17 protein-coding genes and 1 pseudogene are annotated in these 23,279 nt (G+C 74.6%); 6 read left to right on the top strand and 12 right to left on the bottom strand.

What is annotated here, in order from left to right; translation table 11 throughout:
- Positions 1–672 precede the first annotated feature (672 nt).
- Positions 673–1,671, top strand: a complete 999-nt coding sequence (locus CP974_RS12275; protein ID WP_031136143.1) for a sigma-70 family RNA polymerase sigma factor — start codon at positions 673–675, stop codon at positions 1,669–1,671.
- A gap of 262 nt (positions 1,672–1,933) precedes the next feature.
- On the opposite strand, the pseudogene CP974_RS12270 reads toward CP974_RS12275, so the two are convergent.
- Positions 1,934–2,984 (bottom strand): annotated as a pseudogene (locus CP974_RS12270) (helix-turn-helix transcriptional regulator).
- Between the two features lie 37 nt (positions 2,985–3,021).
- On the bottom strand, positions 3,022–3,234 hold the full coding sequence (locus CP974_RS30160) for a hypothetical protein (RefSeq protein ID WP_223844453.1): 213 nt from the start codon (positions 3,232–3,234) through the stop codon (positions 3,022–3,024).
- On the opposite strand from CP974_RS30160, the gene CP974_RS12265 reads away from it, so the two are divergent.
- Positions 3,233–4,807, top strand: a complete 1,575-nt coding sequence (locus CP974_RS12265) for an MFS transporter (protein ID WP_223844452.1) — start codon at positions 3,233–3,235, stop codon at positions 4,805–4,807. The genes CP974_RS30160 and CP974_RS12265 overlap by 2 nt on opposite strands.
- A 392-nt stretch (positions 4,808–5,199) precedes the next feature.
- Here the strand turns inward: CP974_RS12265 and CP974_RS12260 are convergent, their stop codons facing one another.
- Entirely contained in the window at positions 5,200–5,979 is a 780-nt protein-coding gene (locus CP974_RS12260; protein ID WP_031131062.1) for a DUF6227 family protein, read from the bottom strand.
- A 133-nt stretch (positions 5,980–6,112) separates the two neighbouring features.
- Positions 6,113–7,264 (bottom strand): P1 family peptidase, encoded by a 1,152-nt coding sequence (locus tag CP974_RS12255; protein ID WP_051839343.1) that lies wholly within the window; start codon positions 7,262–7,264, stop codon positions 6,113–6,115.
- A gap of 367 nt (positions 7,265–7,631) precedes the next feature.
- Here CP974_RS12255 and CP974_RS12250 point away from each other — a divergent pair, with 367 nt between their 5' ends.
- Positions 7,632–7,844 (top strand): hypothetical protein, encoded by a 213-nt coding sequence (locus tag CP974_RS12250; RefSeq protein WP_031131059.1) that lies wholly within the window; start codon positions 7,632–7,634, stop codon positions 7,842–7,844.
- Positions 7,845–7,900: 56 nt separating this feature from the next.
- Here CP974_RS12250 and mscL read toward each other — a convergent pair whose 3' ends face one another.
- The 7 genes from mscL to CP974_RS12215 form a co-directional block, all read right to left on the bottom strand.
- Complete coding sequence (mscL, locus tag CP974_RS12245; RefSeq protein ID WP_031131058.1) at positions 7,901–8,392, bottom strand: large conductance mechanosensitive channel protein MscL; 492 nt, start codon at positions 8,390–8,392, stop codon at positions 7,901–7,903.
- Positions 8,393–8,503: 111 nt separating this feature from the next.
- Entirely contained in the window at positions 8,504–8,629 is a 126-nt protein-coding gene (locus CP974_RS30840; RefSeq protein WP_308425534.1) for a hypothetical protein, read from the bottom strand.
- Positions 8,630–9,556: 927 nt separating this feature from the next.
- Positions 9,557–11,476 (bottom strand): ATP-binding SpoIIE family protein phosphatase, encoded by a 1,920-nt coding sequence (locus CP974_RS12235; RefSeq protein WP_078915561.1) that lies wholly within the window; start codon positions 11,474–11,476, stop codon positions 9,557–9,559.
- Between the two features lie 340 nt (positions 11,477–11,816).
- On the bottom strand, positions 11,817–12,653 hold the full coding sequence (locus tag CP974_RS12230) for an S-methyl-5'-thioadenosine phosphorylase (protein WP_031131053.1): 837 nt from the start codon (positions 12,651–12,653) through the stop codon (positions 11,817–11,819).
- Between the two features lie 146 nt (positions 12,654–12,799).
- The gene (locus CP974_RS12225; RefSeq protein WP_031131051.1) at positions 12,800–13,120 is read right to left on the bottom strand and encodes an FmdB family zinc ribbon protein; all 321 of its coding nucleotides are present in this window, start codon (positions 13,118–13,120) and stop codon (positions 12,800–12,802) included.
- Positions 13,121–13,188: 68 nt separating this feature from the next.
- Complete coding sequence (locus CP974_RS12220; protein ID WP_031131048.1) at positions 13,189–14,475, bottom strand: MFS transporter; 1,287 nt, start codon at positions 14,473–14,475, stop codon at positions 13,189–13,191.
- Positions 14,476–14,859: 384 nt separating this feature from the next.
- On the bottom strand, positions 14,860–16,353 hold the full coding sequence (locus CP974_RS12215) for a potassium/proton antiporter (RefSeq protein WP_078915557.1): 1,494 nt from the start codon (positions 16,351–16,353) through the stop codon (positions 14,860–14,862).
- A gap of 788 nt (positions 16,354–17,141) precedes the next feature.
- Here CP974_RS12215 and CP974_RS12210 point away from each other — a divergent pair.
- Entirely contained in the window at positions 17,142–19,955 is a 2,814-nt protein-coding gene (locus CP974_RS12210; RefSeq protein WP_031131044.1) for a penicillin acylase family protein, read from the top strand.
- 79 nt (positions 19,956–20,034) lie between these two features.
- Here the strand turns inward: CP974_RS12210 and CP974_RS12205 are convergent, their stop codons facing one another.
- Entirely contained in the window at positions 20,035–20,628 is a 594-nt protein-coding gene (locus CP974_RS12205) for a 5-formyltetrahydrofolate cyclo-ligase (protein WP_031131042.1), read from the bottom strand.
- Positions 20,629–20,838: 210 nt separating this feature from the next.
- On the opposite strand from CP974_RS12205, the gene galU reads away from it, so the two are divergent.
- Both galU and glp read left to right on the top strand, forming a co-directional pair.
- Positions 20,839–21,750 carry a UTP--glucose-1-phosphate uridylyltransferase GalU gene (gene galU / locus CP974_RS12200; protein WP_031131040.1) on the top strand — a complete coding sequence of 304 codons (912 nt, stop codon included), beginning with the start codon at positions 20,839–20,841 and terminating at the stop codon, positions 21,748–21,750.
- Between the two features lie 77 nt (positions 21,751–21,827).
- A complete protein-coding gene (glp, locus tag CP974_RS12195) occupies positions 21,828–23,216 on the top strand; it encodes a molybdotransferase-like divisome protein Glp (RefSeq protein WP_373276742.1) in 1,389 nt (462 codons plus the stop codon).
- The last annotated feature ends 63 nt before the right edge of the window (positions 23,217–23,279 follow it).

Below are 23,279 nucleotides of genomic sequence, written 5' to 3'. Positions count from 1 at the left end.
CCGCACCTTAGGGAGGCCCGCACGGGGCGGTAACGGCCCGCGGGCGGAGCCCGGGTGGCCCTGCGTCCTGGTCCTCGCGGCGCACCGGCCGCCCGCATCCGGTCCTGGGCCTCCGTACCGTCCCGTGCGGGTCTCCGGTCCTGGCCCCCCGTACCGTCCTGTGCGGGTCTCAGGTCCTTGCCTCCCGTACCGTCCCGTGCGGGTCTCCGGTCCTGAAGCCCGTACCGCCTCGCCGTCCGCGCCGGCCGTCGGGGACCACCATGCGGTTTCCGTCCGTCCGCACTCTGGGACGCGAGACGTCGCGCCGGAACATCCCGGCCGGTCGGGCCGTTGTTGAGGGCAACCGGGCGGGTATGGGGATCGTCTTCCCGGCCGGAGGCAGCCGGGGTGACGCCGTTCGGGGGTGAGGCACCGTGACCTGTGTGACGGGAATCTCACGCGCGGGTGCCGCGCGGTCCCGCCAGGCGCGGGAGACGAGCCGCCGCACCCGTTCCGACCTGCGTTTCCACTCTAGTGATCATGGGATGCCCCGCCCGCCGGGCGGCGCAGGGTACTGCATGATCCGCCAATCCGATGGGCGGCTTGGGAATTCTGTCCTGATTCCAGTCGTTGTTTCCGTCGGATGCAGGGCACCCGGAAGGGTGTCGCGACCTACTCAGTAAGGGAGCTCGCATGGCAACCCGTGCCGTCGCCCGTCCCGAGTCCGCCACCACCGGGACCGATCGGGCCAACAGTGTTCGCGCCGTGGGCGGGGAGATCGCCGACCGCGACCTGGTCGGCATGTACCTCGACGAGATCGCGCGCACGCCGCTGCTCGACGCCGCCAAGGAGGTCGAGCTGTCCCAGATCATCGAAGCCGGTGTCTACGCCCGGCAGATCCTGGACGGCGAGGTGGAGACGGAGGCCGGAGGCGCGACCCGCGAGGAGCTGGAGCGCCTGGTCGCGGAGGGTGAGCGTGCGAAGGACGTCTTCATCCGGTCCAACCTGCGTCTGGTCGTCGCCGTGGCCCGGCGCTACCCGCGCAGCGGTCTGCCCCTGCTGGACCTGATCCAGGAGGGCAACGCGGGCCTGGTCCGCGCGGTGGAGAAGTTCGACTACACCAAGGGCTTCAAGTTCTCGACGTACGCGACGTGGTGGATCCGCCAGGCCATCACCCGGTCCATCGCGGACCAGTCGCGCACGATCCGGCTCCCCGTCCACCTGGTGGAGGAGCTGGGCCGCATCCGCCGTGTGCAGCGCGAGTTCAACCGCGAGCACGGCCGCGACCCGGAGCCCGCCGAAATGGCCGCCGAGCTGGGCTCCACGCCCGAGCGGGTGACCGACGTGCTCGACTGGGCCCGCGACCCGGTGTCGCTGAACATGTCGGTGGACGACGCCGGCGAGACCCAGTTCGGCGACCTGCTGGAGGACACGTCGGCGGTCTCGCCCGAGCAGTCGGTGCTGACCCTGCTGCGCAGCGAGGAGCTGGACGACCTGATCGACCGCCTCGACAACCGCACCGCCTCCATCATCCGGATGCGGTACGGCATCGAGGACGGCCGCGAGCGGACCCTCACGGAGGTCGGCAAGGAGCACGGCCTGACCCGGGAGCGGATCCGCCAGATCGAGAAGCACGCCCTGCTGGAGCTGAAGCGGATGGCCCGCGACACGGGCTTCGACGCGGCGGCGTGACCCACAGACCCACCGTCCCGCCCGGATCCCCCCAGGGGCGGGACGGTGGCCCAAGACCCGCAGCCCCTTGCCTTCCCCCCCCGGTGAGGGGCTGCGGCCTGTCCGGCGGCGGGTTCCGGCCCCGGCCCGGTCACCCGGCGCGATCACCCGGCGCGATCACCCGGCCCGGTCACTCGCGACGGCCACCCCTGCCGGTCATCAGGCCCGGTCCCGGAACCCCCGGCCACCCGGTCCGGTCACCCCGTCCGGTCACCCGGTCCGGTCACCCGGTCCGGCCGTGCGCCCCGACCGCCCGGCCCAGCCGGGCGGACAGGGACGTGACGTACTCGGCCAGCTCGGGCGGGCCGTGCACGGTGAACTCGGCGTCCACCAGGGCCCAGCCGTACCGCCAGCCACTCCACCGAGTCCGTCACCCGCGCCCGTACGCGGCAGGTGTCCCCCTCAGCCCCATCGACCCCCTCAGTCCCCCCAGCCCCATCCACGCCCACCCGCTCCCTTGCCCCCGAATCCTCCGCCCCCACCACCGCCGGGGCCAGGTAGGCGGGCAGGCGAGCCGCCACGAACGCCGCGGGCGCCGCGAACGACACGTCCACCTCCAGCCCCTCCCGCCTGCGCCGCAGCGACCGCCCCAGCAGCTCCGCCGCGTCCCCGCCCGGCAGCTCCCTCGGCGTGAACCGCGCGCCCGTCGCGTACGGCTCGTCCACCCGGTCCACGCGGAACGTCCGCCAGTCCTCCCGCTCCAGGTCGTACGCGACCAGGTACCAGCGGTGCCCCGTCGACACCAGCCGGTACGGCTCCGCCTGCCGCCGCGACTCCGTCCCGTCGCCAGCCCGGTAGCCGAACCGCAGCCGCTCCCGGCCCGCCACCGCCGCCGCCAGCGCGGTCAGCGTCCGCGCCGACACGGCGGCGCCGTCCCCGCGCGCCAGCGGCATCGTCGCGCTCTGCAACGTCGACACCCGGTGCCGCAGCCGCGCCGGCAGCACCTGCTCCAGCTTCGCCAGCGCCCGTACGGACGCCTCCTCCACGCCCTCGATGGCGTGCCCCGCGCCGGCCCGCAGGCCCACGGCGATGGCCACGGCCTCCTCGTCGTCCAGCAGCAGCGGCGGCATCGCCTTGCCCGCCGCCAGCCGGTACCCGCCGACCGCGCCCTTCGTCGCCTCCACCGGGTAGCCGAGGCCGCGCAGCCGGTCCACGTACCGGCGGACCGTGCGCGGGGTCACACCGAGCCGGGAGGCCAGCTCGCTGCCCGGCCACTCGCGGGGCGTCTGGAGGAGGGACAGCAGAGTCAGGAGGCGTGCCGGGGTGTCCGTCATGCGTACAGCCTGCCGGTGATCTAGGACATGGTCCGTCCTATACGGCTCCTACGGTGCCGCCCATGACCTCCTCCCACCCCTCGGCCACCGCCCGTGGCTCCAGCAGCCCCAGCAGCCCCAGCAGCTCCAGTACCGCCAGTACCGGCGGGTCCTCCGGTACCGGCGCCGCGCAGGCGACGCCCCCGCCGGGGACCGCCCCGGCCGCGCCGGCGGCCGACCGCCGCCGCTGGGTCGCCCTCGCCATCGTCATGACCGCGGCCTTCATGGACCTGGTCGACGTCACGATCGTCCACATCGCCCTGCCGTCGATCCAGCGGGACCTCGGCGGTGGCTTCGGTACCGCCCAGTGGATCACCGCCGGGTACGCGCTCGCCTTCGCCGCCGGCCTGATCACGGGCGGCCGGCTCGGCGACATCTACGGCCGCAAGCGGCTGTTCCTCGCCGGGGTCGCCGGGTTCACCGCGGCGTCGGCGCTCTGCGGCCTGGCCACCGGCCCGGAGATGCTGGTCGCCGCCCGCGTGCTGCAGGGCGGCACGGCGGCGCTGATGGTCCCCCAGGTCCTGTCGATCGTGCACGCCACGTTCCCCGCGCACGAGCGCGGAAAGGTCTTCGGGCTGTTCGGCGCGATCGTCGGGCTCGGCTCCGTGTCCGGTCCGCTGCTGGGCGCGCTGCTCATGGAGGGCGACCTGTTCGGGCTCGGGTGGCGGCCCATCTTCCTGATCAACCTGCCGGTGGGGATCGCCGCGCTGCTCCTCGGCCGGGTGTTCATCACCGAGTCGAAGGCCCCGCGGGCGCTGCGGCTCGACCTGCCGGGCGTCGCCGTCGCGGTCGCCGCGATGCTGCTGCTGATGTACCCGCTGACGCGCGGCGCCGAGCTGGACTGGCCGCTGTGGTGCCTCGTCATGATGGCCGGCAGCGTCCCGGTGGCGGCGGCGTTCGTCCTCTACGAGCGGCGCCGCGGGGCGCGGGACGGGTCACCGCTGGTCGAGCTGTCGCTGTTCCGGGTCAAGAGCTTCGCGGCCGGTGTCGCCGTGCAGCTGACGTTCGGCATCGCGCTCGGCATCTTCTTCCTGGTGTGGACGCTGTACATGCAGACCGGGCTCGGCTGGAGCCCGCTGCGGGCCGGGCTGACCGGGGTGCCGTTCTCGCTCGCGGTGTCGGTCGCGGCGAGCGTGTCGGTGCAGGTACTGGTGCCGCGCTTCGGGCGGAGGGTGCTCCAGGCGGGCGCGCTGACGATGATCGCCGGCGTCGGCCTCTACCTCTGGGAGGCGGACCGGTACGGCACGGGCATCGAGCCGTGGCAGATGGCGGCCCCGCTCGTGGTGCTCGGCGCCGGGATGGGCCTGGTGGTGGCGCCGCTGACGGACGCGGTGCTGTCGGACGTGCCGCGCGAGCACGCCGGGTCCGCCTCCGGGATCGTCAACTCCGTGACGCAGCTCGGCAACGCCCTGGGCCTCGGCCTCGTGTCGGTCGTCTTCGTGCCGACCGGGCCGGGACGGGCCGTGGTGGACGCGGCCACCGGGGCGCTCGGCTGGGTCGCGGTGGTGCTGGGCGCGGTGTTCCTGGTGATGTTCGCCCTGCCGGCCCGGCCGCGCCGACAGGGCGAGGACGCGGAGGAGGGCTCCGGCGGGGCGGCGTCTCCGGACGAGACCGCCGGGGGCGGTTCGGCGGCCGGGGCCGCGCGGGGCGCACGGGGCGTCGGGGAGGCACCCGGCGGAGGGCCCGGCGGTGGAGCCGGGGGCGCCGGCCGGGGTGGCGTGACGGGGCCGCGCGGGGCCCGGCCGGAACCGGTGGCGGCGGCACGCGGAGCCCGTACCCCGTAGGGATCTCCGCCGGGAGGGGGGCCGGGGCGGAGGGCGGCGCCGGCCCGTGCGGTGGCCGGCCCGCCCGGCGCCGGCCCCGCGCCGGGGCTTCCCGGCGCGGGGCCCCGCCGGGCCGAGGAGGCCGCCCCCGCCGGTGCCGGCCTCCGGGAACCGTCGTTCCCCTCACCGGTCTTCCTGAGCCGTCCTCCCCGAACCGTCGTGCCCCCTGCCGGTCTTCCTTGGCCGTCCACCCGAACCGGCCCTCCGGAGGTCCCCCTCCGCAGACCCCGGGCCCCGCGGCCGGCCCCTGGGGCGCCCGGGCCCTGGAGATCCCCCGTGCCTCTAGGAATGCCCCGGGCCCCTGAGACCTCTTCGAGCCCGGGGACACCGCCCCGGACCGGCCGCCATCCGGCTCACCACGCCCGCGCCGCGCGGACCTCCATGGCCGCCCGCGCCGAGCGCTCGTCCTCGTACACCTCGCACATGTGCCGCCCGTCCGGCGTCGCCGTGTGCTCGACCTCCCACACGCTCATCTCCGTGCCGTCCATCAGCAGGAACGCGTGCTCGTACAGCGAGAACCCGGCGTCCCTGCCGCCCGCCACCCCGCACTGCCGGCCGAAGACCTGCTGGATGTGGTGGGCGAACGCCTCCCGCAGCCGCGCCGCCACCGCCTCGCCGGGCCGGTCCGCGTTCTCCGCGCGGCGCAGCACCCGGCGCGCGTGGTCGGCCGAGTCGTCCGGCACGTACCGGCGCGGCGCCGGCGTGAGCGGGCGCACCAGCAGAGCGCTCAGCAGCTCCAGGTCCGCGTCCAGGTCGTCGTCCAGCGGGTCGGCCGTCCCCGCGGCGCCAGGCGCCCCGAACGCCGACGACAGGCGCGCCGCCGCCATCCGCACCTCCGCCTGGTCCGCGTACAGCTCGTGGTGGTCGCGGCCGTCCGTGCCCGTGTGGTGCACCAGCTCCCACAGCGTCAGCGACTCACCGTCCGCCAGCAGGTACGTGTGCCGGTACGTGGCGCGGTGCAGGAACGGGCTGTGGTGCGAGGCGTGCAGCGCACTCGCGTGCGCCAGCGCCGTACGAAGCCGCTCGACCAGGGCATCGGGCAGGTCGAAGGAGTTGAGCGCCCGACCCAGGAGCCGCTCGACGTGCAGCTCCGTGGTCTCGTATGGATCGTTCCGATCGATCGGATCGTTCAAGGTGGGTCTCCAGGCCGTCGCCGCGTGTTACTCGATGCTTGCTCAAGGTAGTGCCTCGGTGCGACAACGCGACCGGCTTCCGGAAAACGGACGGCGCACGCGACGAGTTCCCGCGCGCCCCCCTACCGGGCGGTCAACAACCGGGGCCGCGCCGCCTGTTCAGGGCTTCCGCCCCATCCGTGCCCGCGCCGTCCCACGGTCCTTCGAGCCCCGGCAGCGTCCCGTACAGGCTGCGGTATGACGGGAAGTCGCCACCTGTGCCGGAGGTCGGCCGCGCTCCCAGTACGGCCCGTACGATGGCGCGCGACACCACGTCGGCGGCCGCCACCAGCACCGCGTTCAGCGCGAGTGGTTCGCGCCCCTCTGCGAGCGGGCGTGCGCCCGTCGCCAATGTGAACGCGGTGTCCCCGTCGTTCAGCAGGTGGGCGGGTCTTACGGCGCGCGCGATGCCGTTGTGCGCCACCCCCGCGACCTTCTGCGCCTGAGCGCGTGTCAGCGCCGCGTCCGTCCCCACCACGGCGAGGGTCGTGTTGAGCGACGGCGTACTGCTCCGCTCCTTCGCCTCCGCCAACCGCCGTGCCGCCGCCGCGTGCACCTGAGGGTCCGGATACGCCGGCCGTCCCGGCATACCGTCCGCCGCGAAGACCGGGTCCCCGTACGCTCCGTAGAGGACACCCGTCGACGGGTCGACCGCCGAACCGACCGCGTTGACCACGACCAGTGCGGCCACGGTCACGCCGGAACCGTCCAGCACCGTGCCGGCCGACCCCACCCCGCCGCGCAGCCCGCCGACGACCGCCCCCGTCCCGGCGCCCACGTTCCCGCAGACCACCGGTGCGCCCGGCTCCGTCGCGGCGGCCGCCTCCACGGCGGCCCGCCCGGTGGCCGCACCGGGCCGGGCCCGCCAGTCGCCGCCCCGCCCCAGGTCGAACACGCACGCCGCCGGGACGACCGGCACCACCTGCCCCACGTCCGGCCCCACCCGCACCCCGCGGTCCCGTTCCTCCAGCCACGCCATGACGCCCCCGGCCGCGTCGAGCCCGTACGCGCTGCCACCCGTCAGGACGACGGCGTCGATCCGGTCGACCACGTTGCCCGGGTGCAGCGCGTCCGTCTCCCGCGTCCCGGGCCCGCCGCCCCGCACGTCCACGGCGGCCACGGCACCGCCCTCCGGCGCGAGGACGACCGTCGTCCCGCTCAGCGCCCGCTCGCCGGGCACCCGCGCGTGTCCCACGCGCAATCCGGCGACATCCGTCAGCCCGTCCGTCAGCGTCCAGGAGTCCATCCCCCTTGCCTAGCACGGGCACCCCCAAGACCGGCACCCCGCCGACCGCCGACCGCACCGGGCAGACACCCGGCGGGGGTCGCACTCGGCCTGGTCACATGCGGCCCGGCTCCGGCCGGCCGGACCCCGTCCCACCCGGCCCCGCCGCGCCCCACTCGGCCCCGCCGCGCCCCACTCGGCCCCGCGCCGCCCGGCCCCGCGCCGTCCCACCCGGCCCCGCGAATCCGGCCCCCGGATCCTCGCACCCGGCCCCCGCCCCGGGTCTCCCGCTCCCCGGCGGGCCGGGGACCGGGCAAGGACCGGGGCGGGGCCGGGTCGGGGAGAAGCACCCGGGCCGCGCCGGCGCGGGGCGGCGTACGCTGGGTGCATGAGTACCGCCCCCGCCCCCGGACCGCGCGCTGCGGAGGACCGGCCCGAGTCCGTGAAGAAGAAGGCACCGGCGCTGGCCTTCGACGATCCGCTGGAGCAGCAGTCCGCGGACGATACGGACCGTGGGTGGGGCGAGCGGGCTCCCGGCGGCGACGGCGGGGCCGACGATCTGGCCCGCTTCCTCGACGAGAAGCCGCCCCACCACCTCTGACCTTCCGCCCCACCGCCTGCCGTCGCCGATCTCTCCCGGCTGTGCGTGCCGCCGGTCTACGGAGTGCGGACGCCCGAGCCCGCGGTGGCCTCTCCGCCCCGCTGCTGCACGATCGCGTCGCGGATGTCCTTCAGCACGTCCAGCTCGGTGGTCTCGACGGTGTCCTGGGCGCCGTGCAGGGCCTTCTCCCGCGCGGCCTTCCGCGCCAGGTACTTGGCCATCGGCAGCACCATCAGGAAGTACACCACCGCGGCCGTGATCAGGAAGGTGAGCGTGGCGCTGAGCACCGAGCCCCACAGGATCGCCACGCCGCTCGTGACCTCGCCGCCCTGCACCACACACGGGCCCTTGATGCAGGACTGGTAGCCGTCCAGGCTCTTGGTGCCGAAGGCGCCGACGATCGGGCTGATGACGCCCTTCACGATCGAGTTGACGATGTTGGTGAACGCGGCACCGATGACGACGGCCACCGCCAGATCCACCACGTTCCCCCGCATGAGGAACGCCTTGAAGCCTTCCAGCAGGCTTGTCTTGTTCTCCTGGCTCACCTGGGTGCCTTTCGTCGCTTGTGCAGTGGGCGCAGTCATTAGGCCGTGTGCGGCGCGGGGCCGTCCAATCGGCGCACACGGACCGGTGACCGGCCAGACCGTACGTGCGAGTCAGCACAGGACCACCGCCAGCCGAGAGGTGGCGGACGCGGCGACGAGGCCCGGCGCCGCCGCCCGCGGTACGGCGAGCACGAGCAGCGCACCGCCACTCTGCCCCGTGCCGTCGAACGCGTCCACCCCATCCGGAGGATCACCTTCCCCTTCCGGGAGGCCCGGGTACCCGCCCGCCCGGTGGTGCGGGTGGCCCGCGCCATCCGCGGACTCCGCCCCGGGTACGGCCGCCACCCTGGCGCCGGACACGACGACCCTCGCCGGAGGACCGCCGCCTTCCGCGGACGAGCCCGCCGGAGTGTGCGGCGCCGCGATGACGTCCACCCGGTCCCCCGGCCGCAGGAGGCGTACCGTCGCCCCGTCCGCGATCCGCACGGGCGCCGACACGACCTCCGGCGCCGGCCGCGCCGGCTTCTCCGCAGCCCCCGGTGGGCCGCCCGCCACGGTGACCGCGCCCACCGCCCGCCGCGCCTCTGGGCCCACCTCGGGGGCGGGCTCACGCAAGCCCGACGCCGCCAGCGCCGCGGCCGTCATCGCCAGCCCGGCCGCCACCGCCCGCCGCCCCCGCCGTACGCCCCGCGCCCAGGCGTACCTCCCGCCGCGCACCCGCACCGGCGCGAACCGCGGCACCGCGCATGTCTCAGGCACGGCGGAAGGAGGGGTGGAGGGGGACGGCGCAGGAGACCGCGAGGGGGACGGCGCAGGAGACCGCGAGGGGGACCGCGGGGGTAAGGGCAGGGAGGGGGACGGGGTACGAGAGGTCATGGCTCACCGCCTGTCGTGAGACGCCTATCGCCGGCGGAACGCCGACCCCCTCACCCTGCCGTCTTCCCGCCCATCCCGCTCAGCCCTGTGGACAGGCGGACGCCCTGTGGAAAAGTCCGCCACCCGCACGAGCACCCCGAGGCCCCGGCGTCCGCTTCGGCGTCCGCCCCCATCCGCCCGGCGTCCGCCACCGCCGCACATCCCTGTGCTCGACCCCACCGGCTCACCCGTCCTGAGCCCTTGTCGGCCCTGGGCCTCGCCCGCCCTGTGCCGTGTCGGTCCTGTGCCTCATCGGCCCCGAGACCCGTCACCGCCCCCCGACGGGGACGGTCCCGGAGCGGGCAGGTCCTGCTCCGCCCACACCACCTTCCCGGTGGGCGTGCGGCACGAGCCCCAGCGCCGGCACATCGTGTTGATGAGCTGCAACCCCCGCCCGCCCTCGGAGCTGAGCATCGCGTGCTGGATCTGCGGCAGGTCCGGTCCGCTGTCCGACACCTCCACGCACAGCCTGCTGTGCCGCAGGAGGCGGAGGTTGCCGGGGCCGCCGCCGTACCGCAGGGCGTTGCCGACGAGTTCGCTGACGACCAGCTCCATCACCTCGGTCAGGTCCGACAGCTCCCAGTCGTCGAGCTGGGTGCGCACCAGACGGCGGGCGGTTCGCGCCGCGGTACCGTCGGCGGGCAGCGGCCATTCCCGGATCACCGCCTCGCTCAGCGACTTCGGTGCCGCCGCCAGCATGATCGCGTCGTCGAACCGGCCGCCGCCCCCGCCGCCGTCCCCTGCCCCGTTCCCCGAGGGCCCGGCTCCACCGCCCGACCTGCCTCGGGACCCGGACCCGCCCCCGAACCCGGATCCGCCCCCGTACCCGTTCCCGTCGGTGTCGCCGGGAGCGGCACCGGCCGTGCCGCGCTCACCGCAGCCGGTCCGCTCCCAGATCATGTCGAACGCGTCGGCGAACGGCGGCTGCGGCCCGGAAGCGGCCGCGCGCAGGCGCTCCAGCCAGGTCCCCGCGTCACCGGTCCGGTCCTTGATCAGACCGTCCGTGCACATCATGATCCGGCTGCCCTCGGGCGCCTCCACGGTGACCGGGTCGTACGGGATGACCCCGGTCCCGAGGGGCGCGCCCACCGCCAGGTCCATGAACTCGGCGTTCCCGGCCGCGTCGATCAGCAGCGGCGGCAGGTGTCCGGCGCTGGCCACCCGGTACGTCCCCAGCGCCGGGTCGTACAGCACGCACAGGCAGGTGGCGACCTGGTCCTCCTCCAGGTCGCGGGCGGCGAGGTCCAGCCGGGCGAGCACCCTCTCGGGCGAGATGTCCAGGTTCAGCAGGGTGCGGGCGACCGTGCGCAGCCGGCCCATGGTGGCGGCCGCCTCCAGACCGTGGGCCATCACGTCGCCGACGACCAGCGCGGTGCGCCCGCCCGGCAGGGGGACGACGTCGAACCAGTCGCCGCCCACTCCGCTGGCGTTCGCGGCTGGGCGGTAGCTCGACGCGACCTCCAGGCCCAGCGTGGGCGGGGCGGCCTTCGGGAGCAGGGCCCGCTGGAGGGTGACGACCGTCTCGCGCTCCCGCCCGTAGAGGCGGGCGTTGTCCACGAGCACGGCGGCCTTGGACGCCAGTTGGGCCGCCAGGGCCATGTCGGCGGGGGTGAACGGCGGGCGGCCCGCGCAGCGGATGAAGTCGGCCAGGCCGAGGAGGACGCCGCGCGAGATGAGCGGCACCACCATGTAGCTGTGCACCCCCGCCTCCCGCAGGAGCGCCGCCGCGTGGGGCGTGGGGGCGATGGTCTCGTACGCGTCGGGGGCGATGTGCCGGACCAGGATGGGGCGGCCGGAGAGCAGGCACCTGTGCGCCAGCTTCGGCGTCGGGTGGAAGGTGGACAGCTCGCCGACCGGGTCCGGCTCGAGGTGTGCCAGCCGGTCGATGGCGGAGACCGCCATGGCCCTGGTCAGCGGCACCCGCGCGCTCGTGGGCCGGGCGGCACCGCCGCCGAGGAGCACGGACTCCAGCAGGTCGACGGCGGCCCCGTCGGCGAGGCTGGGCACGATGAAGTCGGCGAGCTCCTTGGCCGTGCGCTGGAGGTCCAGGGTGGTGCCGATGTGGGAGTCCGCCTTGTTCAGCCAGGCCAGGCGGCGCGCGTCGGCGGCCGTGGTGACGGCGTGGACGGCGCGCCGGAACGTTTCGCCGAGCCGCTCGAGACCAGCCATGCCGCCCATGCGGGCCCGGCCGGCCATGCGGGTCCGAGCGAGGGGGGCCATGCGGTGCACCTCCGATCGTGGTCGGCTCCGTGATGACGCCACGGTGCCTCGACGCGCCCCGGCCCCGGGATCACGCCGCCCTGCGACTGGGCCTGAGCCCGAGCCATGGGCTGCCGCCACGGCCTCGGCGGGTGGCCCCGGGCCCCGGCCCCCGACCGGCCGCCCGGCCGGTCACTTCGATTCTGCTCTCGTACGGGCTTCCCAGCCCCTCGGCCGCCCCCCACGCCGCCGTCCGGGGGAACGGCGGCGGGACAAGGCCTCCCGAGTCCTGGCCGGGCGGGCCGCTGCCCTAGGGCAGTTCGATGCCCAGGTCCCAGCCGTCGTGCGCGTGGGTGCACAGGCACGCCCGCGCGTCGGCCGCCGGCAGCGCGGCGACCGCGTCGAAGAGGACGGTCCGCAGCCGTTCGACGTTCTCGCCGAACACCCGCAGCACCTCCGTGTGCGATACGCCCTCGCCCGTCTCGGCGCCCGCGTCCAGGTCCGTGACCAGTGCCATCGACGTGTAGCAGAGGCCCAGCTCGCGCGCGAGGACCGCCTCGGGGTGGCCGGTCATCCCCACGACGGACCAGCCCATGGCGGCGTGCCAGCGCGACTCCGCGCGCGTGGAGAAGCGCGGCCCCTCCACGACGACCATCGTGCCGCCGTCGACCGCCTCCCACTCCCGGCCCTGCGCGGCCTTCAGCGCGATCTGCCGCCCCTCGGGGCAGTACGGGTCGGCGAACGAGGTGTGGACGACGTTGGGCACCGTGCCGTCCGGCAGCGGCTCCCCGTCGAAGAACGTCTGGACGCGCGACTTCGTACGGTCCACCAGCTGGTCCGGTACGACGAGGGTGCCCGGACCGTACTCGGCGCGCAGGCCGCCCACCGCGCACGGCCCGAGGACCTGCCGGACGCCGACCGAGCGCAGCGCCCACAGGTTGGCCCGGTAGTTGATGCGGTGCGGCGGCAGGCGGTGGCCGCGCCCGTGGCGGGGCAGGAAGGCGACCCGGCGCCCGGCCACCTCGCCGACGAAGAGGGAGTCGCTGGGGCTTCCGTACGGGGTGGGGACCTCGACCTCGGTCACGTCCTCCAGGAAGGAGTAGAACCCGGAACCGCCGATCACGCCGATCTCTGCTTGCGTCGCCATGCGCCTCACCCTAGACGCGCACACCCCGCCTCCGAAGCCCCCCGGACCCCATCGGTTGCGGCTGCTCGCCGCGGACGGCCGAGTCCCGTACGCCGAAGGCCCCGCCGTACGGGACGGCGGGGCCTTCGGGTGGTGTGGTGGGCCGGTCAGGCGGCGGAGGAGCCGCCGGTGCTCGACGCCGCGGGCTTCGCGTCCGAGGAGGACGAGGACGAAGCGGACGACGAGGACGCCGACGCGGCCGGGGAAGCCGACGAGGACTTCGAGGGCGCGGGGGAGCTGCTCGAGGAGGCGCCGCGGCTGTCGTTGCGGTAGAAGCCGGAGCCCTTGAAGACGATGCCGACCGCCGAGAACACCTTCTTCAGGCGTCCCTGGCAGCTCGGGCACTCGGTCAGGGCGTCGTCGGTGAACTTCTGCACCGCCTCGAGGCCCTCGCCGCACTCGGTGCACTGGTACTGGTAGGTCGGCACTTGTCTTCCTCCTGGCACTCTCACTCGATGAGTGCTAACGACGAACCATAGTGACGCATTCCGGCGCGTCAGTCCACCGCCACGGGCGCGCGGTGACCGACGCCACGCGCCGGGGCCGTGTCCGCGGGGGCGGACGCCGGGGCGGCCAGCCAGGACCGCAGCGCCACCAGCGTGACGAGCGCCAGCGCGGTGCCGCCCAGCGGGACCAGGAAGCCGGCGGCCGAGCCGTACGCGTCCGCGAGGCGCCCGGCGACGGTCACCCCGGCGGCCTGGCCCAGCGCGACGGCGCCGGTCAGCCAGGTGAACGCCTCCGTGCGCGCCGAGGCCGGCACCAGGGACTCGACCAGCGTGTACCCGGTGATCAGCGCGGGGGCGATGCACAGGCCGACCACCAGCCCGAGGGCGCCCAGCAGCGCCACCGACTGGGCGGACCACAGCAGCGAGGCGGCGGCCGTGAGAGCCGTGTACCCGAGGATCAGGCGGCGCCGGGGCCCGGACTTCCAGGCGATGGCGCCGACGGCGACGCCGGCCAGCATGTTGCCCGCCGCGAACAGGCCGTACAGCAGGCCGTTCGCGCCGGGGCTGCCGATCTCCTCGGTGAACGCCGTGAGGGAGACCTGCATGCCGCCGAAGACCGAGCCGATCCCGAGGAACGCCACCACCAGCACGCGGACGCCCCGCACGGACAGCGCCGAGGCGCGGGGCCGCGACCCGGCGCCCGGATGCGGCCCGTGGGCGGGCTGGGTGCTCCGCTGGGCGGCGAACAGCAGACCGCCGAAGAGCGTGAGGGACGCCTCGGCGATCAGGCCCGCCGCGGGGTGCACGCCGGTGCACAGCGCCGTCGCGAGGACGGGGCCGACGACGAAGGTGAACTCGTCCGTGACGGACTCGAAGGCCGCCGCGGTCGACATCAGCGGCGAGCCGTCCAGCCGGGCCGCCCACCGCGCCCGGACCATGGGGCCGACCTGCGGGACGGAGGCGCCGCTCGGGACGGCCGCCGCGAACAGCGCCCACAGCGGGGCGCCGGCCAGGGCCAGCGCCGTCAGCGCGGACACGGACGCGGCGTGCACGAGGACGCCGGGGACCAGTACGGCGCGCTGCCCGAAGTGGTCCGCGAGCTTGCCGCTCTGCGGGGCGAACAGCGCCATGGACACGCCGGTCACCGCGGCGACGGCGCCGGCCGTGCCGTACGAGCCGGTGGTGTGCTGCACCAGCAGGACGATGCCGATGGTGAGCATCGCGAACGGCTGCCGCGCCGCGAAGCCGGGCAGGAGGAACCCCCACGCGCCGGGGGTGCGCAGCAGCTGCCCGTAACCGGGGCGCTTCGCAGCGTTCGAGGTGACCGTGGATGCCACGGCCCGTGCCTTTCTGCCGCCTGGTAGCGCTCACCGGGAGTGCCGGGAGCAGCCGAGGGCTGTCCTCTTGCGCGGAAGCGCGGTAGATACCGGGGTCCCGCGGAGGGGGGACTCGGCCGCCATACGGTCGCGCCAGCCCTGCATCAGGCAGAGTTGGTTCGATCAGGTGTCCTCATGGTACAGGGGGAGGCGCGGGGCGGCTCCTGTGAAGTGCGCGACGCCCCGGGGAACGCCCAGGCGGCACCCTGGGAAGAACGCCCCGGCAGCACCCGGGAACGCCCAGGCGGCACCCTGGGAAACGCCCCGGCAGCACCCGGGAACGCCCGGGCCCCGCTCCCCGCGAACGCCCCGCCCCGGACCCCGCTCCGGCCCCCCGGACCCCGCTCAGCCGCCCCCCGTGCCCAGCCAGCCCGCCAGCTTGCCGCCGTGCCCCACGGCGCGCAGGCGCTGCTCCGTGGCGTCGCGCACCGGGTCGGTCGCCACGACCAGCAGATCGTCGCCGCGCCGCAGCACCGTCGCCGGGGACGGCACGAAGCTCTTGCCGTCCCTGACGACGAGCGTGACCGCGGCGCCGGGCGGCAGCCGCAGTTCGGCGACCTCCACACCGTGCATCCTGGACCGCTCCGGGATCGACAGGGACAGCAGATGGCCGCGCAGCCGCTCCAGCGGCGCCGACTCCACACCCAGGTCGGTGGCGGCCGACCCGTCGCCCAGCCGCAGCGCCTTCGCGAGCCACGGCAGCGTCGGGCCCTGCACCAGGGTGTAGACGACGACCAGCACGAAGACGATGTTGAAGACCTTCTCGCTGCCCTCGATCCCGGAGACCATCGGGATCGTCGCCAGGATGATCGGCACCGCGCCGCGCAGCCCCGCCCAGGACATGAGGGCCTGCTCCTGCCAGGGCAGCCGGAACGGCGTCAGGCTCAGGAACACCGACACCGGCCGCGCCACAGCTGTCAGGACGAGCCCGATGAGCACGGCCGGCCAGAAGTCGCCCAGCAGCTCGTGCGGCGTCACCAGCAGGCCCAGCAGGACGAACATGCCGATCTGGGCGATCCATCCCAGGCCCTCGGCGAAGCCCCGGTTCGCGGGCTGGTGCGGCAGACCCGCGTTGCCGAGCACCATGGACGCCAGGTACACGGCGAGGAAGCCGCTGCCGTGCGCGAGGGCGCCCGCCGCGTACGCGGCGACCGCGATGGCCATGACGGCGATCGGGTACAGGCCGGAGGCCGGCAGGGCGACCCGCTTCAGCGCGTACGCCCCGCCGAAGCCGACCGCGAGGCCGATGGCCGCTCCGATGGCCAGCTCCAGCGCGATCGTGCCGATCAGCACGTACCAGCTGTCCACGGGCCCGGTCGTCGAGAAGGCCACCACCAGGATGACGACGGGGGCGTCGTTGAACCCGGACTCGGCCTCCAGGGTGCCGGTCACCCGCTTCGGCAACGGCACCTTGCGCAGCACGGAGAAGACGGCCGCGGCGTCGGTGGAGGAGACGACCGCGCCGATGAGCAGCGCCTGGCGCCACTCCAGGCCGATCAGGTAGTGCGCGGCGGCGGCCGTGATGCCGACGCTCACCGCGACGCCCGCGGTCGCGAGGACGCTCGCGGCCGGCAGGGCGGGCCGGATCTCCTTCCACTGGGTGCCCAGACCGCCCTCGGCGAGGATCACGACGAGCGCGGCATAGCCGATGACCTGGGTCAGCTCGGCGTTGTCGAAGGTGATGTTGCCGATGCCGTCCTGGCCCATGGCGACGCCGATACCGAGGTACAGCAGCAGGCTGGGCAGGCCGCTGCGCGAGGACACGCGGACCGCGACGACGGCGACGAGCAGGACGAGAGAGCCGACGAGCAGGAGTTCGTTGAGCTGGTGGACAGTCAGGGGCCGAACCTTTCCGGGAGATGGTGCGCGGGCGGGACCTCTTCAGTTGTGCGCCCGCCGGGCGGGCGGCGGGGCGCGGGCCGCACGCCCCGGGCGCGCGTGAGCCGCGTGTGCGGGCCGCACCCCGGTCGTCGCGCCTCCCGGGAAGGCGGGCCTCCGCCGCGCGGGAGGGCGCGCCCCGGCCATGCGGCCGGACACCCGCCGGCTGCCGGACGGGTCCGGCCGTGCGGCCGGACACCCGCCGGCTGCCGGACGGGTCCGGCCGTGCGGCCGGGCGCCCGCCGGCTGTCGGGCCGGCACCCGGCCGCACGCCGTGGCAGCCCCCGGCTGTGCGGCCGCCCCGCCCGGACGTCCGGGCAGCCCCGGCCGCACACCGAGCCGCGCCACCGCCCCCGCCTGCGGCACCGGACGGCACCGCCCGCGCACCGGACGGCACCGCCCGCGCACCGGACGGCCACCGCCCGAAGCGCGCAGGACGACCGCAGCCGGCCGTCCTGCGCCCGCCCACGCGCGCGTGGGCCCGGCTCACCGCCCCGCCGCGCCCCGCCGCGGCGCGGTGAACGCGCCTGGTTCGCCGCGGGGGCGGGTGATTGCCGGGTATGCCCGACCGTGGGAGGGGTTCACGACGTGGTTACTTCGTTACCTTACCTAATCATTAACGCGTTCCTGACGCCGGGGCCCGTTCGGGTGAAGGGCGCCCTTACTGACACCGCGTCCGGGCCGCCCCGCCGCTGCGCCTATGGTTGCTCCAGCACTCCTGGACCAAGCCTGCGCCTCGAAGGACAGCGATGCCCGCCAACACCACCGTCTCTTCGCCCAAGAAGAAGGGGCGACGTGCCCGCCTGCTCGTGATCGCCCTGGTGCTGGCGCTCGTCGCGGGCGTCGGGTACGGCGCCTACTGGAGCGTCAGCACCGTGCGGGCGCCCTTCCCGCAGACCACCGGCACGCTCACGCTCCCCGGCCTCACCGGCCCGGTCGACGTCAAGCGCGATGCCCGCGGCATCCCGCAGATCTACGCCTCCACCGACGCGGACCTGTTCCGCGCCCAGGGCTACGTCCAGGCGCAGGACCGCTTCTGGGAGATGGACGTCCGCCGCCACATGACGGCCGGCCGCCTCTCCGAGATGCTCGGCAAGGAGGCGGTCGACACGGACGCCTTCCTCCGCACGCTCGGCTGGCACCGGGTCGCGCAGGAGGAGTACGACAAGGTCCTCTCGGACGAGACGAAGAAGAACCTCCAGGCGTACGCGGACGGCGTCAACGCCTACCTGAAGGACAAGACGCCCCGCGAGGTCTCCGTCGAGTACTCCGTGCTGGAGTTCTCCCACGACTACGCGATCGAGCCGTGGACCCCGGTCGACTCGATCGCCTGGCTCAAGGCGATGGCCTGGGACCTGCGCGGCAACATGCAGGACGAGATCGACCGCTCGCTCATGACGAGCCGGCTCAGCGCCGAGCAGATCAAGGACCTCTACCCGGCCTACCCGTTCAAGACCCACCGCCCCGTCGTCGAGGGCTTCAAGCCCGAGGGCGCCGGCGGTGACGACGAGGACGGGAACGGCAACGGCGACGGCACGGGGAACGGCACCGGCCAGGGCGCCGGCCTCGGCGGCGGCTCCGGCTCCGGTACGGGCACCGGCGGCGGCCTCCAGAGCGGCTCCCAGGGCGGCATCGGGAGCGGCTCCCAGGGCGGCCTCCAGTCCCAGCTCGCCGCCCTGTCCGACGCGCTGGACTCCGTCCCCGCCCTCCTCGGCCCCAACGGCCCCGGCATCGGCTCCAACTCCTGGGTCGTCTCCGGCAAGCACACGACCACCGGCAAGCCGCTGCTCGCCAACGACCCGCACCTCGCCCCGCAGCTGCCGTCGGTCTGGTACCAGATGGGCCTGCACTGCCGCGCCGTCTCCGACAAGTGCCGCTACGACGTCGCCGGCTACACCTTCGCCGGGATGCCGGGCGTCATCATCGGCCACAACCAGGACATCGCCTGGGGCTTCACCAACCTCGGCGCCGACGTCACCGACCTGTACCTCCAGAAGGTCACCGACCGCGGTTACCTGCGGGGCACCAAGGAGGTGCCGTTCGAGACCCGCGAGGAGGTCATAAAGATCGCCGGGGGCGGAAGCCGCACCATCACCGTGCGCACCACCAACAACGGCCCGCTGATCTCCGACCGCAGCGACGAACTGGAGAAGGTGGGCCAGAAGGCCCCCGTCGCCAACGCCGCGCCCGACCGCGCCGACGGATACGCGGTCTCCCTGCGCTGGACGGCGCTCACTCCCGGCAAGTCCATGGACGCCGTCTTCAAGCTCAACCAGGCCCGCGACTTCGAGGAGTTCCGCGACGCCGCCCGCGACTTCGAGGTGCCCTCGCAGAACCTGGTCTACGCCGACGCCAAGGGCGCCGAGGGCCACATCGGCTACCAGGCCCCCGGCCGCATCCCGGTCCGCGCCAAGGGCCACGACGGCACCCTCCCGGCCCCCGGCTGGGACCCCTCGTACGACTGGAAGGACGAGTACGTCCCCTTCGACGAGCTGCCGTACGAGGAGGACCCCAAGCGCGGCTACATCGTCACCGCCAACCAGGCCGTCGTGGACGACGCGTACCCGCACCACCTCACCGCGGACTGGGGCTACGGCTCCCGCAGCCAGCGCATCAACGACCTCATCGAGTCGAAGATCAAGGACGGCGGCAAGATCTCGACCGACGACATGCGCACCATGCAGATGGACAACAGCAGCGAGATCGCCAAGCAGCTGACCCCGCTCCTGCTGAAGGTCGACATCTCCGACCCGTACGTCCGCGAGGCGCAGAAGCTGCTGGAGGGCTGGGACTACACGCAGGAGGCCGACTCCGCCGCCGCCGCGTACTTCAACGCGGTCTGGCGCAACGTCCTGAAGCTGGCCTTCGGCGACAAGCTCCCCAAGGAGCTGCGCGTCAAGGGCGAGTGCCTCAACGTCCCGTCCGTCGACCCGAACGTCCCGGACGACCAGCGCGGCCGGCTCGTCCGCGAGTGCGGCCAGCGCGACGCCGACGACGCCCAGCCCGACGGCGGCGACCGCTGGTACGAGGTGGTCCGCCCGCTCCTCCAGGACGAGGACAACGCCTGGTGGAAGACGCCGGCGAACCGCCTCGACGAGGCCACCCAGACCCGCGACCAGCTGCTCGCCCGTGCCATGAAGGACGCCCGCTGGGAGCTGACCGCGCAGCTCGGCAAGGACATCTCCACCTGGAGCTGGGGCCGGCTGCACCAGCTGACCCTGCGCAACCAGACCCTCGGCAAGGGCGGTCCGGACCCGGTGAAGTACCTCCTCAACCGGGGCCCGTGGAACCTGGCGGGCGGCGAGGCGGCCGTCAACGCGACCGGCTGGAACGCGGCCGGCGGCTACGGCGTCGTCTGGGTGCCGTCCATGCGGATGGTGGTCAACGTCGGCGAGTGGGACAAGTCCCGCTGGATCAACCTGACCGGCGCCTCCGGCCACGCCTACCACCCGAACTACACCGACCAGACCGACGCCTGGGCCCGCGGCGAGCTGCTGGCCTGGCCGTTCAGCGACAAGGCGGTCGACGCGGCGAAGGCCGACCACCTGGTCCTGAAGCCCTGACCGATGGCCTGAGAAGCCTGACGGATGGCCTGACAGAAGCCTGACCGAAGGCCTGATCGCAGACCCGGCCGAAGCCCGGTCAGCGCGGACCGGGGGCGGTGAAGCGCCGCACCCCGTCCGGGGTCACCACCGCGTGCACGGGGTGGTCGTGCGGCTCCTCCGGGACCCGGGCGACCACCTCGTGCGGGTAGAGGAGGACCACGAGCGCCGGATCGGCCCCCACGCGCGCGAGGCGGGCCAGTACGCGGTCGTACGAGCCGCCGCCCCGGCCCAGCCGCATGCCCCGCGCGTCCACCGCGAGTCCGGGCAGCAGTACCGCGTCCGCCTCCGTGACCGCCTCGGGGCCGAGCCGCGGCCCGGACGGCTCCAGCAGGCTCAGCCGGGCCCTGGCGAGGCCGTGCGAGCCCTCGTAGACGGCCCAGTCCAGGTCGTTGTCGGCCAGCAGTACGGGCAGCAGCACCCGCACGCCCCGCGCACGCAGCGCGTCGATCAGGGCGCGCGTGCCCGGCTCGCGGCCCACGGAGACGTACGCGGCGACCGTACGGGCCCCGGCCAGCTCGGGCAGCCGGAGCGCGGCGGCGGACAGCTCGCCGGCGGCCCGCCGCACCTCCTCGGTGGTCAGCAGCGCGCGGGCGGCCAGCAGCCGCGCCCGCAGCCCCGCCTTGTCCGGCACCCCACCCGCTCCTTCGGCCCCACCGGGTACCCCGGCCGTCCCACCCGCACCACTCCCACGCGCACCGCCCGTACCCGTGCCACCCGTACCGCCCGCGGCCTCGTCCGTCACCACGATCGCCTGCCCCTCGCCTCTCGTACTCTCCTATAAGTGGAGGAAGTTAACCGAAGGCTCATCTTCCTCGCATACCGACCGGATAGGGTGCTCGCCATGACTCAGTCGCATCCCGGGATCAGCAAGGCTGTCATCCCCGCCGCGGGACTCGGCACCCGGTTCCTGCCCGCCACGAAGGCCACTCCCAAGGAGATGCTGCCCGTCGTGGACAAACCGGCCATCCAGTACGTGGTGGAGGAGGCGGTGGATGCCGGGCTGCACGACGTACTGATGATCACCGGCCGGAACAAGCGGCCCCTGGAGGACCACTTCGACCGCAACTACGAGCTGGAGGAGGCCCTCGACCGCAAGGGCGACCACGAGCGGCTGGACCGGATCAGGGCCTCCAACGACCTGGCGACCATGCACTACGTCCGCCAGGGCGACCCGCGCGGCCTCGGCCACGCCGTCCTGTGCGCGGCCCCGCACGTGGGCGACCAGCCCTTCGCGGTGCTCCTGGGAGACGACCTGATCGACCCGCGCGACCCCCTGCTGTCGCGGATGGTGGAGGTGCGGGAGACCCTGGGCGGCAGCGTCGTGGCGCTCATGGAGGTGGACCCGGCGCAGGTCCACCTCTACGGCTGCGCCGCCGTCGAGCCCACCGGGGAGTCCGACGTCGTGCGGGTCACCGACCTGGTGGAGAAGCCCGACCCGGCCGACGCCCCCAGCAACTACGCCGTCATCGGCCGGTACGTCCTCGACCCGGCGATCTTCGGGATACTGCGGAAGACCGAGCCCGGCCGGGGCGGCGAGATCCAGCTCACCGACGCGCTCCACAAACTCGCCGTCGACGACGGAAGCGGCGGCCCCGTCCACGGCGTCGTCTTCAAGGGCCGCCGCTACGACACCGGCGACCGCGGCGACTACCTGCGGGCCATTGTCAGACTCGCGTGCGAACGTGAAGATCTGGGACCGGAGTTCCGGTCCTGGCTCCGCCGTTACGTCACCGAGGAGATGCAGACGCCGTGAGTCCAGCGAGCCCGGGGAGTCCCGTGAGTCCGGAGAGTTCCATGAGTCCGGCGAGCCCGGTGAGCCCGGGAAGTCCTGTGAGCCCGGAGACCTCGGGGCGCCCGGAGAGCCCGCAGAGCCCTGCGAGCCGGCAGAGCCCGGAGAGCCCGGAGAGAACGGAGAGCCCGGAGAGAACGGTCTGGACGGTCGACGAGCACCTCGACGACATCCTCGCGTCCGTCCACCCGCTGGACCCCATCGAGCTGCAGCTGCCCGACGCCCAGGGCTGCGTGCTGGTCGAGGACGTCACGGTGCCCGTCGCCCTGCCGCCCTTCGACAACAGCTCCATGGACGGCTACGCGGTGCGCGTCGCCGACGTCGCCGGGGCCAGCGAGGAGTACCCGGCCGTGCTCACCGTCGTCGGGGACGTGGCGGCGGGCGGCGACGGCCTGCCCGAGGTCGGCCCCGGCCAGGCCGCGCGGATCATGACCGGCGCCCCCCTGCCGCCCGGCGCGGAGGCGGTCGTCCCCGTCGAGTGGACCGACGGCGGCACCGGCGAAGGCGCCGCCACGTCGATGCGCCCGGCCGGAGCGGCCCCCCAGGGCGCGGGCGGCGAGGTCCGCGTCCACCGCCCCGCGCAGGCCCGCGCCCACGTCCGCGCGCGCGGCAGCGACGTGTCGGCGGGCGACCTGGCGCTCCGCGCGGGCACGGTCCTCGGCCCGGCCCAGATCGGCCTGCTCGCCGCCATCGGGCGCGGCACGGTCCGCGTCCGCCCCCGCCCGCGCGTGGTCGTCCTCTCGACGGGCAGCGAGCTCGTCCAGCCCGGCGCGGAGCTGGGGCCCGGCCGGATCTACGACTCCAACAGCTTCGCCCTGGCCGCGGCCGCCCGCGACGCCGGCGCCATCGCCTACCGGGTCGGCGCCGTCACGGACGACGCGGACACCCTCCGCGCCACCATCGAGGAGCAGCTGGTCCGCGCCGACCTCCTGGTGACCACGGGCGGCGTCAGCGTCGGCGCGTACGACGTGGTCAAGGAGGCCCTGTCGGCCGCGTCCGACGCCGACGAGCCGGGGGGCGGCGTCGAGTTCCGCAGCCTCGCCATGCAGCCCGGCAAGCCGCAGGGCTTCGGCTCCGTCGGCCCGGAGCACACACCGCTGCTGGCCCTGCCGGGCAACCCGGTCTCCTCGTACGTCTCCTTCGAGCTGTTCGCCCGCCCCGCGATCCGCGCCCTCATGGGCCTTGCCGACCTCCACCGCCCGCGCGTGCGCGCCCGCCTCGCGGCCGGCGGGCCGCTGCCGTCGCCCGCCGGGAAGCGCCAGTTCCTGCGCGGGACGTACGACGCCGGGGCGGGTACCGTCACACCTGTGGGCGGTGCCGGTTCGCACCTGGTGGCCGCCCTGGCCCAGGCCGACGCGCTCATCGTCGTACCGGAGGACACCACGCTCGTGGAGCCCGGCGCCGAGGTGGAGCTGGTGCTCATCGGCTGAGCGGGCGGCCCCCGCGGGGCGGGCGCGGCGGTACGGTGTCTGCCGCCGTGCCGGACAGGACGA

Source organism: Streptomyces fradiae ATCC 10745 = DSM 40063 (assembly GCF_008704425.1).
Taxonomy (GTDB): Bacteria; Actinomycetota; Actinomycetes; order Streptomycetales; family Streptomycetaceae; genus Streptomyces; species Streptomyces fradiae.
The sequence above is the reverse complement of the archived record's forward strand: the minus strand, read 5'-3'. Positions and strand labels throughout refer to the sequence as shown.

Excerpts from the sequence above, each read along its gene's own strand:
- CP974_RS12210 (WP_031131044.1), top strand. The coding sequence starts at position 17,142 with ATGCCCGCCAACACCACCGTCTCTTCGCCCAAGAAGAAGGGGCGACGT.
- CP974_RS12265 (WP_223844452.1), top strand. The coding sequence starts at position 3,233 with ATGACCGCGGCCTTCATGGACCTGGTCGACGTCACGATCGTCCACATC.
- CP974_RS12255 (WP_051839343.1), bottom strand. The coding sequence starts at position 7,264 with ATGGACTCCTGGACGCTGACGGACGGGCTGACGGATGTCGCCGGATTG.
- galU (WP_031131040.1), top strand. The coding sequence starts at position 20,839 with ATGACTCAGTCGCATCCCGGGATCAGCAAGGCTGTCATCCCCGCCGCG.
- CP974_RS12250 (WP_031131059.1), top strand. The coding sequence starts at position 7,632 with ATGAGTACCGCCCCCGCCCCCGGACCGCGCGCTGCGGAGGACCGGCCC.
- CP974_RS12235 (WP_078915561.1), bottom strand. The coding sequence starts at position 11,476 with ATGGCTGGTCTCGAGCGGCTCGGCGAAACGTTCCGGCGCGCCGTCCAC.
- CP974_RS30160 (WP_223844453.1), bottom strand. The coding sequence starts at position 3,234 with ATGACGATGGCGAGGGCGACCCAGCGGCGGCGGTCGGCCGCCGGCGCG.
- CP974_RS12230 (WP_031131053.1), bottom strand. The coding sequence starts at position 12,653 with ATGGCGACGCAAGCAGAGATCGGCGTGATCGGCGGTTCCGGGTTCTAC.
- CP974_RS12275 (WP_031136143.1), top strand. The coding sequence starts at position 673 with ATGGCAACCCGTGCCGTCGCCCGTCCCGAGTCCGCCACCACCGGGACC.